Consider the following 13,385-nt stretch of genomic DNA (forward strand, 5'->3'; position numbering starts at 1 on the left):
CAACCGCAGTGTATTAAACATACGCGAGGATTGAACGGCGCAGCGGCAACGAAGCAGGGGGACTTTTTCAGCAGCCTGAGAAACCTTGCGGTTTCTCAGACTCTAAAATAAATATTTAATATTATTCCTCAAACTCCTCTTCATCTTCTCTTTTTCGATTGTTTTCGGTTTTTATATGTTCTAGCTTTGTTACGGATACTTCATATGCAGTCTTCGTTTCATAGCTTTCATTTTCATTTTTTTTCTGATACTTCCTGCTTTGAATTCTGCCCCAAATTTTAATATGATCTCCAACTTCTAATTTTTCACAGTACCTTGCATTTCTTCCCCATGCAATACAAGGAATATAGTCTGACTTATTATATGATCTGTTTACAGCAATAAGCATGTCTGTAATTTCTCTGCCAAATGGTGTTGTTCTGAATTTTGTTTCTTTGCATAAATATCCGTTAAGAAAAACTTCATTCGGGTGTCTTATAAGTTCTTCCAATTCATCATCCTCAGGTATTATAATATCTCTTACAAATACTCTCAGAAGCAATTTATTGCTTGTGTCTTCATATCTATTATAAGATCTGAATTGACCATCGATAACTATATCTTTCCCAATGCTCATATCAATGTCATTTATTAATCTTTCGGATATTATTACAGGCAGCAGATCTCTGGCGTCGCTTAATCTTGGTACTTCCATAATAAATTCGTAAAACTTTTCTCCAAATACTTCATGACTAAAGTCCAATTTACTGTTTATTTTACCAACAATCCTTATATAGTTTGACTGCATCTGTTTATCATTCATATTTATTTCTTCCCCCCATAATTTGTCTTATATATACCATGTTATTCAAGGGTTTTCATTATATTCATTATTTTTATTAAAAAATATACAAGCTTTTACCTTTAAATTTGTTGAAGTTTATTTTTTTATGTTATATAATAATTTGACATAATTTTGGTATGTAAATGTAATAAATGAAAGGAAAATAAAATGAAATTAGGTATAGTAGGACTTCCTAATGTAGGAAAAAGTACATTGTTTAACGCTATAACTTCGGCAGGAGCTGAATCGGCGAATTATCCATTTTGTACAATAGAACCAAATGTAGGAGTCGTAGAGGTTCCCGATAAAAGATTAGATTTTTTAACTAAAATGAGTAATTCAGGAAAAACAGTTCCTGCAGTAATAGAATTTTTTGATATTGCCGGCCTTGTAAAAGGTGCCAGCAAAGGAGAGGGTCTTGGCAATAAATTTTTATCACATATAAGAGAGGTTGAGGCTGTAGTACATGTTGTACGTTGCTTTGAGGATGAGAATGTAATACATGTGGAAAGCAGTGTAGATCCCAAAAGAGATATAGAAATCATTGAGCTTGAGCTTGTTCTTGCCGACCTTGAGGTTATGACAAAGAGATTAGAAAGATTAACAAAATTGGTTAAGAATGATAAATCTCTTCAGACTGAATTGGAGCTTGTTCAAAAACTTGTATCTGCTTTGGAAAATGAAAAACAGGCAAGATTTTTAGATTATACTGACGAAGAATTAAAGCTTCTGAAGACATTCAATTTAATTACCGCAAAACCGGTTTTATATGTGGCAAATGTGGATGAGGATTATATTGCCAACCCCGGCGCAAATAAATATGTAGACGAGGTAAAAAACCATGCAGCTCAGGACAATTCAGAGGTTATAATAATCTGCGGAAAAATTGAAGAAGAAATATCAACCCTTGAGGATGACGAGAAAATCGAGTTTTTGCATGAAATGGGACTTGAAGAGTCAGGACTCGACAAGCTAATAAGAGTAAGCTACCACCTGTTGGGATTAATAAGCTTTTTTACAACAGGACCTATGGAGTCAAAAGCTTGGACCATTGTAAAGGGTACGAAAGCTCCCCAGGCAGCGGGAAAAATTCACACCGATATTGAAAGAGGCTTCATCAGGGCCGAGGTTACAAGCTATAACGATGTTGTTGAATGCGGCACAATGAATGCTGCAAAGGAAAAAGGACTTATGCGTCTTGAGGGTAAGGAATATGTAATGGAAGACGGAGATATCGTTCTGTTCAGATTCAATGTATAATATTATAAGCTGTTTAAAAAAAACATCCTGCTTCGCTGATAGCCTTGCAGGATGAATTTTTAAGCAGCTTATATTTTTAACAAATTCAAAGAAAACGTTGACACTATTATAATAATAGTATATAATGTTAGTAATAATTGAATAATATCCGGTCAAAGCCATAATAGTGAAAGCTATATGCGCGGAGTAAGTCATCTACGTCATTTGGATACGATGGTCTTATGTGAGAAATTAGGTTGTCAGGGTGGATAGCTGTTGGTTATCCTTTTTTGTATGCAACCGATAGTCAATATGGGTAACCATTGTGGTTGTCCTTTTTTGATGCTGAAATTTTATGATTTTTTAGGGATAGCCGCATATTGGCTACCCTTTTATATTGTTAATTTTCACATTAAGAATTATCTCAAATGAAAGGAGGTGACTGTAATGATAAAATTATTTATCATTCCTATTATTTTTATGATAGTGGCATACTTTACAGCACCATTGATAGGTCCTGAGGTAGAAGGAGCTGCAACTTTCTTCTTAGTAGCTATAGGAGCGGGTCTTGGTGTACTATTAAATCAATTTATATTCCCGAAAAAAAGCAAATCAAAAAACGATAATACGTAAAACAAAATCAATCAAAAACAGGGAGCGGTTTATTAATAAACCGTCCCTGTTTTTAATTTGGGTCATCTGCTTTCGCATCCAGCATAAGCGACTGACACCAAATCAGAGATTTGGGTCATCTGCTTTCGCATCCAGCATAAGCGACTGACACCAAATCAGAGATTTGGGTCATCTGCTTTCGCATCCAGCATAAGCGACTGACACCAAATCAGAGATTTGGGTCATCTGCTTAACTTTTTAGTTGTTATGAATATGTTTTAACATCTTGTAAAAGTTTTTATCTCTTCTCTCCATGGCTGCTTCGCCCTTGTCGTCAGAATAATCATACCAGCCCTTTCCTGTTTTAACTCCTAAGTTATTGTGATCCATCAACTCCTTCTGTAGCTTTGTAGGCTGTTTGGCATCACTTAATTCATTAAACAAATATGAAGAAATATAGTAAAATGTATCAAGCCCGCCTAAGTCTGCCGTTTCAAACGGTCCTAAAACGGGATATCTGAATCCCGGTCCAAACTTCATTGCTTTATCTACATCTTCAACAGTTGCTATTCCCTCTTCAACCATTTTAAGTGCTTCTCTGTAAACCGCAAATTGAATTCTGTTGCCTATAAATCCATTTACATCCTTTAATACCACCACTGATTCCTTACCTATTTCGTCTACTAATTCCTTTAAAATCATGACTGTTTCTTCTGCTGTTTCTTCTGATTTTATTAATTCTATCAAAGGAATAATATGCGGAGGATTCCACCAGTGCATACCTATGAATCTTTTCTTGTTAGTTAACTTACTGCATATAGCATTTATGCTGAGCCCCGAAGTATTAGTCGCAAAAATACAATCTTCTCTTGCTATTCCCTCTACTTCCTTCCAATAATCCTGCTTTATGTCTAATTTTTCTATTATTGCCTCAATAATTAAGTCAGCATCCCTAAATACGTTTTTATCGGTTGTAAAAGAAATGTTTTTTAATGCTTCCTGTGCTTGTTCTTCGGTTAAGAGACCTTGTTCAATTAAGGTTTTTTGATTCAATAATATTATTCTTTTTGTATTTTCCAGATACTTTTCATCAATGTCAGTCACTGACACTTTAAATCCGTGTTGTGCAAAGATTTGGGCAATGCCGGAACCCATGGTTCCGCCGCCTGCTACACCTATGATTTTTATATCCTTAAGATTCATATTCTACCTCTCTTTATGAATAATAATTTAACAATCTCCGTATAACAATAAAGATGCATTTATATGCATCTTTATTGTTATTAAATTTGTTATATTTTTTAGTAAATTCCTAAGCTTCCTAATAAGATAGCAGGGATTGAAGCTACTACAGGCAATACAAGTGATGTCATACAAATATCTATATATGAATCCTTATGAGTCATTCCTGTAACTGCCAATAATGTTAAAACTGCTCCGTTGTGCGGTAATGTATCAAGTCCGCCTGATGCTAAAGAAGCAACTCTGTGGAAAGCCGCAGGGTCTATTCCTGTATCTAATGCTATCTGTAAATATTTTTCTCCCAAGGCTTCAAGAGCAATACTCATACCGCCTGATGCCGAACCGGTAGCACCTGCAAGTAAGTTAACGGCTATTGCTTCAGAAATAAGTGGAGTTCCGGGAACATTAAGCAATAATGATGTTAGTTTTCCGAAACCCGGTACTGCTTTAACTACTGTTCCAAAACCAACTGCTGCCGCGGTATTTAATATTGCAGTTATAGATCCGACAGCTCCAGCACTTATTGATTTAGTAAATCCCTGATATTTATTAAAGCTTATAAGCATCGACAATACTACACCTGCTAACAAAGCTATAATTATATCAAATCCTAAGAAATTCATTGTAACGATAACCGTAATCAACGGTAAAAATGATAAGAAAGGGTTTGGAAGGCTGCTGTAATCTACTTCAACTGCTTCTTTACCCTTCGGCTCTGTAAACACATCGCCTGCAGCCGTAAATTTCTTTTCTCTGCGTTGCAACCATAAAATACCTAGTACAAACATTAATGTTGCTGCCACAAGACCCATTATAGGAGCTGCCGTAGCCGTAGTTCCATAATAATCTGTAGGTATCATATTCTGGATTTGAGGAGTTCCCGGAAGCGCTGTCATCGTAAACGTAAATGAGCCCAGAGCTATGGAACCGGGAATTAACTTTCTCGTAATATTTGCTTCTCTGAATAATTCCAATGCCAATGGATACATAGCAAATACAACAACGAATAAACTGATTCCGCCGTAAGTTAAAACAGCACAACCAACCACAACACCCATAATAGCTCTTTTTGGTCCCAATTTACTTGTTAACCAATGAGCTATTGATTTAGCGGCACCTGTGTAATCCATTAAATGACCAAATATTGCACCCATCATAAATACAGGGAACCAAGACTTTACATAACCTGCAAGACCGGACATATAAGTTTCTTTATACATGTCTAATCCGTTAAGACCACCTGTCAATCCAACAACAAGTGCACAAACAGGAGCTACCCACAATATTGAATATCCTCTGTAAGCTAAAAACATTAATAATACTAAACCCAAGATAATGCCAAACATAACCTACCTCCAATAATTATATTTAATTTTATTTTTTACTTCAGAGATAACTCTGACTATTATCAAAGTTATCTCTAAGAACTGTTAGCTTATTGCACAGACCAAGCACCATCTATTGAAACACAAGCGCCTGTCATGCATTGTGCTGCATCTGAGCACAGGAATTTTGCTAATTCGCCTATATCTTCAGGATTAATAAGTTTCTTTAAAGCTTGTTTCTTTAACATAACTTCAGTTACAACTCTGTCTTCGGAAATTCCGTGAGCTTTTGCCTGATCAGCTATTTGCTTTTCAACCAATGGAGTTTTTACATAGCCCGGACAAATTGAATTACAAGTAATTCCATATGGTGCTCCCTCTAATGCGGTAACCTTAGTTAAACCACTCAAACCGTGTTTAGCCGAAACGTAAGCTGATTTAAATTCTGAAGCTCTTATACCGTGAGCTGAATTCAAGTTTATAATTCTTCCCCAGCCTTGATTTTTCATATATGGGAATGCATACTTAGTTAACAAGAAAGGTGCAGTTAACATTAAATCGATTATCAATCTCCATTTTTCTTCCGGAAAATCTTCTATGGGGCTTACATTTTGAATACCTGCTACATTAACCAACACATCAACTCTTGAATATTTTTCTGCCGCAAATTCAACTAATGCTTTACAATCTTCTGATTTACTTAAATCAGTCTTTAAATATGAACCTCCTAATTTTGCAGCTTCTTCCTGCAATTTAGATTCATTAATATCCGCCATAACTAAAATTGCGCCCTCTTTAGCAAATGATTCAGCTATTGCAAGACCTATACCGCTTGCAGCTCCTGTGACAATACAAACTTTGTTTTTTAACATAATATCCTCCCTTTTTTAATACAATTTGATTAAACTTCCATTTGTTTTAAATCTTCTGCAATAATTAGTGTTGCTCCTGTTGCTGCCTGAACCTCTTCAACAGTAAATGCAGGGTTTATTTCTTTTAAAACAATTCCTTTATCTGTAACTTCCATTACTCCCATTTCGGTTACTATTAAATCAACCGCATTAACGGCTGTTAACGGAAGTGTACATTCTTTAAGTATTTTGTGATTTCCTTTTGCCGTGTGATTCATTGCTACGATAACCCTTTTAGCTCCGGTAACGAGATCCATTGCACCGCCCATTCCCGGAACCATTTTACCCGGTACCATCCAGTTAGCAAGATTTCCTTTTTCATCAACCTCTAATGCACCAAGAACTGTCGCGTCCACATGACCGCCTCTTATAATCAAAAATGATTCAGCACTGTCAAAGAATGCTCCTCCCGGATTAATAGTTACATGAATACCTCCTGCATTTACCAAATAGCAATCCTCTTCTCCCTCAGGAGCAGCCGGTCCCATTCCTAAGAAACCATTTTCCGATTGTAAGGTAATTTCTATTCCTTCAGGTATGTAGTTAGATACTAATGTAGGAAGTCCGATTCCTAAGTTTACAACATCACCGTCTTTTAATTCCTTCGCAACTCTTCTTGCTATTAATTGTTTATCATCCATTAATTACTACCTCCTACATCTACTATATAATCAATAAAAATTCCAGGAGTCATAACGTCATCCGGATCAATTTCGCCTACTTCAACTACTTCGTCCGCTTCAACTATAACTATATCGGCGGCTGTTGCCATAAGCGGATTAAAGTTCCTTGTAGCTTTTGCATATCTTACATTGCCTTTTTTGTCAACCTTAGCTCCGACTATGATTGCCAAATCAGCTTTTAATGCTTTTTCTAACAGGTAGTCCTTGCCGTCCACATTAATGATGTCCTTACCTTCGGCTACAACAGTTCCTAAACCCGTAGGAGTTAAAACACCACCAAGACCTGCTCCTGCTGCCCTTACTCTTTCAGCCAGAGTACCCTGAGGAACTAATTCAACCTCCATCTCTCCTGAATTCATTTGATTGCCGGTTTCTTTATTTGTACCTACGTGTGAAGCAATTAATTTTTTAACTTGTTTGTTTACAATTAATTTTCCGATTCCAACTTCGGGAAATGAAGAGTCATTTGCAATTAATGTAAGATTTTTAACACCTTTCGCAACTAATGCATCAACAATCTGATATGGGTTTCTACATCCTAAAAAACCACCAATCATTATAGTCATGCCGTCATGTACCATATCTGCTGCTTGCTCAATGGTAATTAATTTATTTTTCAATATGTCATCCTCCTATCTTTTTATAACTAATGCCGTTCCCTGTCCGCCGCCTATACAAAGCGTTGCAAGACCTGTTTTTGCATCTCTCTTTATCATTTCATGTATCAATGTTACAAGAATTCTTGTTCCCGAACACCCAATCGGATGCCCCAAAGCAATAGCTCCTCCGTTAACATTTGTTTTTTCAGGATCTAACCCCAACCCTTTTACAACCGACAGTGATTGTGCTGCAAATGCTTCGTTAGCCTCAATTAAATCTACATCCTCTACTGACATGTTTGCTTTCAGTAAAGCTTTTTGTGTTGCAGGAACAGGACCATAGCCCATTATTGACGGATCAACACCTGCATTAGCATACGCAACAATAGTTGCCAATGGTTTTATTCCCAATTCCTCAGCTTTTTCCTTTGACATTAACAATACAGCCGCTGCTGCGTCATTAATACCTGATGATGAAGCTGCAGTTACGGTGCCGTCCTTCTTAAATGCAGGCTTTAATTTCGCCATGCTTTCAATGGTAACACCGAATCTCGGGAATTCATCCGTATCAACTATTATAGGATCTCCCTTTCTTTGAGGTATTTCAACAGGGACAATCTCATCCTTAAATTTACCTTCCTTAATTGCCTTTTCAGCTCTGTTTTGGCTCCTTACGGCAAACTCATCCTGTTCTTCCCTTGTAATGTTATATTTTTCAGCAAGATTTTCAGCAGTGATACCCATGTGATAATTGTTAAATATATCTGTTAATCCATCATTTATCATCGAGTCAACAACTTTTCCATCACCCATTCTCAAACCCCATCTTGCATTGGGAATAAAGTAAGGTGCCTGGCTCATATTTTCAGTTCCTCCGGCAAGAATTATATCAGCATCACCTAACATAATTGCCTGAGCAGCCAAATGAACAGTTTTTAATCCAGAACCACAAAGCTTATTAATCGTCATAGACGGAACTTCTACGGGTATTCCGGCAGCAATTGATATTTGTCTCGCAACATTTTGTCCAAGACCTGTCTGAAGTATGTTTCCGAATATTACTTCCTCTACCATGTCAGGGCTAACGTTTGCTCTCTTAAGCACTTCTTCGGCAACAATACCGCCCAGTTTAACAGCAGACACATCCTTAAAGCTTCCGCCAAAATTACCTATGGCTGTTCTTGCGGCACTTACTATTACAACTTCTCTCATATTTTCCTCCTCTTTTATTCATCTTTTATGAGTTTTTATGTACTCACTTAATATAAAGCAAGTACCATGCCAATTCAAAATCATTTTACAAATTTCAACAATCGGCTTATTTCAATATTATTTGATGAGTACATAATAAATATACAAAAAAATAAAAAAAGAGATGTATATAATTTTATACACCTCTTTGTCTAAAAAATAACCAACCAATAAAAACGTTCATAATTTACCAATTTTATTTGTGTAGAATATTTTCTACACTTTTTATAGAAGTAGACGAATTTCTACACTATATTTTTAATATTAATACCGTAATTTGCAAGTTTTTTATATAGTGCCGTCCTATGTATTCCTAATATTTTAGCAGCCTCCGTCCTGTTCCCATTTGCTTCCTTTAAAGCATACATTATCGCATTTATTTCTGCCTTGGCAATATTATCCTTCAAATACTTATTGTCACTTTTTTGTTCCTCAAATATCAGTTTCTCACTGATAAAATCAGGAAGGTGCTGCATCGTAATAATATTGCCCGTAGAAATATTAGCTGCCCGTTCCAAAACATTTCTCAATTCTCTTACGTTTCCCGGCCAATCATATAATTTTAAAGCTAAAATCGACTTTTCTGAAACTTTTTTAGAATTGAAGCCGATATCCAATTGTTTGTTAAGTATATCCTGACACAGCAATTCTATATCTTCAATACGTTCTCTCAAAGGCGGAATATTTATTTTTACAACATTCAGCCTATAATATAAGTCCTGTCTGAACCTATTCTGCTCAACTAATTTATCTAAATCTTCATTTGTACAGGCAATCACCTTAATATCTACTTTTATTGCTGCGTTTCCGCCTATTCTTTCAAATTCTCTTTCTTCAAGAACTCTTAAGAGCTTTGCCTGCATACTGAAAGGAAGTGAGCTTATTTCGTCAAGAAGAACTGTTCCACCATTTGCAAGCTCTAATTTTCCTATTTTACCTTCTTTTTTAGCCCCGGTAAAAGCACCTGATTCGTAACCGAATAATTCCGATTCTAAAAGCTCATGCGGTATTGCGGCGCAGTTAATTCTGATAAATGGAGATTTTTTTCTTATACTTGCATGGTGAATAGCGTGAGCAAAAAATTCCTTTCCTGTTCCGCTTTCACCTTCTATCAATATTGTCGAAGAGGAATTTGCCGCTTTTAAAGCAATATCCTTCATCTCAATAACTTTCTGATTTTGCGTTATTATATCGTCAAACGAATAATTGGCACAATACATTTTACCTAATTCTTTCTTATATATATTAACAGTATTTTCGAGTGTCTTTATTTTACTTGCTAATTCCTTGACCTCTTTGATATCCTTAAACAATACCGTTCCAACCGCACCGATTATCTTACCGTTCTTAATTATTGGTGTCCTGCTTGCAATCATATCATGTCCCTGTATCCTCTGGATGTCATAAAGCTCTTTCTGTCCTGTTTTTATAACTATATGAAGTCGTGTATTTTCTATTATTTCCTCCACCGGCTTACCTAAGACATCCTCTTCCTTGATACCAAACAACTGTTCATAATTCCATTTAACTATTTTTCCCTCATTATCAACGAGGACAATTCCCTGATATGCATTATCCAAAATATCCTTCATACTATTAAGCCCTTGCCTGAGTTCCTCAATTTCAGTTTCTGCTTCTTCGATATTGATTAATTCCTTAAACAAAACTACCTTGAAGTTTGAGTCGTCATTATTATCTATAAGGAAGAAATCAACAGAATATCTCCTGTTTTTCAGAAAAATTTCATATTCTGTATTACATGATTCGTTAAATATTTCCGAAAGACCGTATTCTTGTAAAGCATCCGAAATTTTAGCAAAACTATAATCTTCCAACATGAACAACGTCTTAAACTTTTTATTGACTAAACAATTTTTGTTTTCATCAAAAACAAATATTCCGTCACTCAGGTCATCTATTATTATTTTTAATTCATTAAACCTATTCATAAAATCCCCCCCGTATTTTTTATAGCAAAAATTGAGTGTATCAATTATACTACACTTCAAAAATGATTTCCACTAATTTTTTATTTTTTTCCGTATAAATACAACACCGCCCTTGTTGCAGAACACCCCAACCATCTGACCTTGTCCGGCCTTCGAATTAAAACAATATATCTTTTATTCCTGCGGCTGTTCTGGCAACAAGACAGCCTTTATTGTATGAGTACAACACAGGTGAATTATAATTCAAAGCATCGTAATAATTCTTTGCATCCAATACGATAAAGCTTGCCGGATTACCTGTCTTGATACCATATGAATCTCCGAGGTATAAAGTCTTTGCGGCATTTGTAGATACGAACTGGTATGAATTCATTATATCCTCATATCCCATCATTTGGCATACATGAAGTCCCATGAACACCACATCGCGCATATTGCCATTTCCCAACGGATACCAGGGGTCGAAGATATCATCATGTCCGAAGGAAACATTTATTCCCTCTGCATTCAGTTCTTTAACACGTGTAACTCCACGTCTCTTCGGATATGTATCCATACGTCCCTGCAGATGTGTATTCACAAGTGGGTTAGAAACAAAATTTATGCGGCTCATTTTTAAAAGGCGCATCAGACGAACAACATATGCGTTGTTGTATGAGTGCATGGCAGTAGTATGACTTGCCGTCACACGGTCAAACATCTGCATCTCATAAGCTCGGGCTGCTAATGTTTCAAGTCCTCGGGATGACTCATCATCTATTTCATCACAATGTACATCAACTAACTTGTTGTACTTATAAGCAAGCTCCATGGCAAAATTAAGAGAATCCACACTGTATTCCCTTGTAAATTCAAAGTGCGGAATTGCTCCAACAGCATCAGCACCCATACGAACGGCATTTTCCATAAGCTCCTTGCCGTTGGGATAGCTGAGTATTCCCTCCTGTGGAAACGCAACTACCTGTATTGTCATGAAATCCTTCAATTCATCGCGCAGCTCAAGTATGGCATCCATGGCTGTGAGCTTTGGATCAGTGACATCCACGTGGGTACGCACATACTGAACTCCATTTGCTGCCTGCATGCGTACAGCCCTGTTCACACGTTCCTTTACATCCGATTTGGACAGCTTATCCTTGCGCTTGCTCCAGCATTCAATTCCTTCAAACAATGTTCCCGAAAGATTCCATACCGGCTCTCCCGCTGTCAGACATGTATCGAGATGCACATGGGATTCTATAAACGGAGGGAGTGCCAGCTTTCCACCCATATCAATGATTTCTTCGCCTGGTTGGGCTGAAAGATTTCCCGAAATTTCAGCAAATAAACCGTTTGTAATGCGAATGTCAGACAGTTCCTGTGAATTTTCGATATATATATTTTTTACCAGCATTTTATCATCCTTCAATAGTTATTTTTTTTAATCGTTTTTGCAATATCAGCTCAGATAACAAGAAGCACACACCGGATACCATCATAGCGTTGATTGCCGCAATACCGAATGGAATGAAGTTTCCTGCCATTGCCCCTGCCACTACGCCTGCAATGGCACCTATGTTGAATTTTCGCTCTACAGTTGATTCTTCACTGTAGCTTTCTCTGTGCATATAGAAATCAAGAGCAATGATTGCACCGATTGGAGGCAGTGTAGCATTCAGGAATGACAGCCATCCGACAAAATTATTGTAAAGCCAGATTGCTGCAACCGTACCTATTATACCTGCTATCAGCACCATGGGGCGTTTCTTAAACTTTGTGATGTTTGAAAGACCGAGTCCCGATGTATAAAGAGCATTGTCGTTCGTGGTCCATATATTTGCCCCAAGCACCAATAATGCCGGTATAGCAAGTCCCTGAGCAATCAGAACATAGAATATATCATCCTTTCCGGTAAATGCTCCGCCTACGGCTCCAAAAGCAAACATGAGCGTATTTCCGAGAAAGAATGCAATAACAGTAGTGATAACCGCTGTTTTATTTGATTTCGCGAAACGTATGAAATTTGGAGTTGCCGTACCTCCGCTGATGAATGAGCCGATGACCATACCGGCACCTGTAAAAATCGATATTGTTCCGGTTCCTTTTGAAAAGACCGCTGACAATCCGCCTCCGGTTACGGTTGCTGTAAACATTGAATAAATTCCGAGAACGGCAATCAGCGGAACAGCAATATAGCTTATTACTTCAAGACCCTTTATTCCGAAATAAGCGGATGCAGTCATGCACATACCGGCAATTACTACCAGAATAACCGGGTTTATCGAAAGAAGTTCCGACGCGGGAATTGCGAACATAGCGACACCTACGCCGAACCAACCAAGCTGTGTAAAGCTTATTAGTGCGGAAGGTATGTAAGAACCGTATTTTCCAAAAGAACGCTGGGCAAGCAAATCAAGGCTTAAGCCTGTATCACTGCCTATATAGGCAAGCACACCTGTATAGATCGACAAAATAACACCGCCAATCAAAAGTGCCCAGATAAAATCGACCAAATCCAGGCCATTTCCTAATTTAGCCCCAACGCTCATGCTGGCTGAGAAAAATGTAAAGCCCAGCATAATAAAAAACATAGGCCAGAATCCTTTGCGTGCACTTTCCGGCACCTTCTCCAATGAATAGTCTGTGTCAACGTGTTGATTAATTTTCTTTGCCATAATTTAGCTCCTTTTCTCATGTTTTATATTTTTTAACAAATGGCGCAGAAAACTCAATATGAAATGCTTTTTATTCATAGCCAAAATAAAAAATCCT

At 37.1% G+C, this 13,385-nt stretch carries 12 protein-coding genes; 2 read left to right on the top strand and 10 right to left on the bottom strand.

The genetic code is table 11. From position 1 onward, the window contains the following. Window positions 1-121: 121 nt before the first annotated feature. Entirely contained in the window at window positions 122-802 is a 681-nt protein-coding gene (locus HZF24_RS12005; RefSeq protein ID WP_179238570.1) for a single-stranded DNA-binding protein, read from the bottom strand. A gap of 189 nt (window positions 803-991) precedes the next feature. Here HZF24_RS12005 and ychF point away from each other — a divergent pair, with 189 nt between their 5' ends. Further along, a complete protein-coding gene (ychF, locus tag HZF24_RS12010; protein WP_179238571.1) occupies window positions 992-2,083 on the top strand; it encodes a redox-regulated ATPase YchF in 1,092 nt (363 codons plus the stop codon). Window positions 2,084-2,509: 426 nt separating this feature from the next. Next, window positions 2,510-2,695, top strand: coding sequence for a hypothetical protein (locus HZF24_RS12015; RefSeq protein WP_179238572.1), 186 nt, complete (start codon window positions 2,510-2,512; stop codon window positions 2,693-2,695). A gap of 237 nt (window positions 2,696-2,932) precedes the next feature. On the opposite strand, the gene HZF24_RS12020 is transcribed toward HZF24_RS12015, so the two are convergent. The 9 genes from HZF24_RS12020 to codB form a co-directional block, all read right to left on the bottom strand. Further along, entirely contained in the window at window positions 2,933-3,877 is a 945-nt protein-coding gene (locus HZF24_RS12020; RefSeq protein ID WP_179238573.1) for a 3-hydroxyacyl-CoA dehydrogenase family protein, read from the bottom strand. 98 nt (window positions 3,878-3,975) lie between these two features. After that, window positions 3,976-5,262, bottom strand: a complete 1,287-nt coding sequence (locus HZF24_RS12025) for a GntP family permease (protein WP_179238574.1) — start codon at window positions 5,260-5,262, stop codon at window positions 3,976-3,978. An 89-nt stretch (window positions 5,263-5,351) separates the two neighbouring features. Further along, a complete protein-coding gene (locus tag HZF24_RS12030) occupies window positions 5,352-6,113 on the bottom strand; it encodes a 3-hydroxybutyrate dehydrogenase (protein WP_179238575.1) in 762 nt (253 codons plus the stop codon). A 29-nt stretch (window positions 6,114-6,142) separates the two neighbouring features. After that, window positions 6,143-6,793 carry a 3-oxoacid CoA-transferase subunit B gene (locus tag HZF24_RS12035; protein WP_179238576.1) on the bottom strand — a complete coding sequence of 217 codons (651 nt, stop codon included), beginning with the start codon at window positions 6,791-6,793 and terminating at the stop codon, window positions 6,143-6,145. Then, on the bottom strand, window positions 6,793-7,455 hold the full coding sequence (locus HZF24_RS12040; RefSeq protein ID WP_179238577.1) for a CoA transferase subunit A: 663 nt from the start codon (window positions 7,453-7,455) through the stop codon (window positions 6,793-6,795). The genes HZF24_RS12035 and HZF24_RS12040 overlap by 1 nt, the downstream gene beginning before the upstream one ends. Before the next feature lie 12 nt (window positions 7,456-7,467). Further along, on the bottom strand, window positions 7,468-8,646 hold the full coding sequence (locus HZF24_RS12045) for an acetyl-CoA C-acetyltransferase (protein WP_179238578.1): 1,179 nt from the start codon (window positions 8,644-8,646) through the stop codon (window positions 7,468-7,470). Window positions 8,647-8,930: 284 nt separating this feature from the next. Further along, window positions 8,931-10,634, bottom strand: coding sequence for a sigma-54 interaction domain-containing protein (locus HZF24_RS12050; protein WP_246346116.1), 1,704 nt, complete (start codon window positions 10,632-10,634; stop codon window positions 8,931-8,933). A 157-nt stretch (window positions 10,635-10,791) separates the two neighbouring features. Continuing rightward, on the bottom strand, window positions 10,792-12,027 hold the full coding sequence (gene codA / locus HZF24_RS12055; RefSeq protein ID WP_179238579.1) for a cytosine deaminase: 1,236 nt from the start codon (window positions 12,025-12,027) through the stop codon (window positions 10,792-10,794). Between the two features lie 4 nt (window positions 12,028-12,031). Further along, window positions 12,032-13,288, bottom strand: a complete 1,257-nt coding sequence (gene codB, locus HZF24_RS12060) for a cytosine permease (protein WP_179238580.1) — start codon at window positions 13,286-13,288, stop codon at window positions 12,032-12,034. Between the last annotated feature and the right edge of the window lie 97 nt (window positions 13,289-13,385).

This window comes from Sedimentibacter hydroxybenzoicus DSM 7310 (genome assembly GCF_013403245.1).
GTDB lineage: Bacteria > Bacillota > Clostridia > Tissierellales > Sedimentibacteraceae > Sedimentibacter > Sedimentibacter hydroxybenzoicus.

Bases quoted from the DNA above. Each gene is read 5' to 3' on its own strand.
- codA (WP_179238579.1), bottom strand. From the start codon at position 12,027: ATGCTGGTAAAAAATATATATATCGAAAATTCACAGGAACTGTCTGAC.
- HZF24_RS12020 (WP_179238573.1), bottom strand. From the start codon at position 3,877: ATGAATCTTAAGGATATAAAAATCATAGGTGTAGCAGGCGGCGGAACC.
- HZF24_RS12035 (WP_179238576.1), bottom strand. From the start codon at position 6,793: ATGGATGATAAACAATTAATAGCAAGAAGAGTTGCGAAGGAATTAAAA.
- HZF24_RS12045 (WP_179238578.1), bottom strand. From the start codon at position 8,646: ATGAGAGAAGTTGTAATAGTAAGTGCCGCAAGAACAGCCATAGGTAAT.
- HZF24_RS12030 (WP_179238575.1), bottom strand. From the start codon at position 6,113: ATGTTAAAAAACAAAGTTTGTATTGTCACAGGAGCTGCAAGCGGTATA.
- codB (WP_179238580.1), bottom strand. From the start codon at position 13,288: ATGGCAAAGAAAATTAATCAACACGTTGACACAGACTATTCATTGGAG.
- HZF24_RS12015 (WP_179238572.1), top strand. From the start codon at position 2,510: ATGATAAAATTATTTATCATTCCTATTATTTTTATGATAGTGGCATAC.
- HZF24_RS12050 (WP_246346116.1), bottom strand. From the start codon at position 10,634: ATGAATAGGTTTAATGAATTAAAAATAATAATAGATGACCTGAGTGAC.
- ychF (WP_179238571.1), top strand. From the start codon at position 992: ATGAAATTAGGTATAGTAGGACTTCCTAATGTAGGAAAAAGTACATTG.
- HZF24_RS12005 (WP_179238570.1), bottom strand. From the start codon at position 802: ATGAATGATAAACAGATGCAGTCAAACTATATAAGGATTGTTGGTAAA.
- HZF24_RS12025 (WP_179238574.1), bottom strand. From the start codon at position 5,262: ATGTTTGGCATTATCTTGGGTTTAGTATTATTAATGTTTTTAGCTTAC.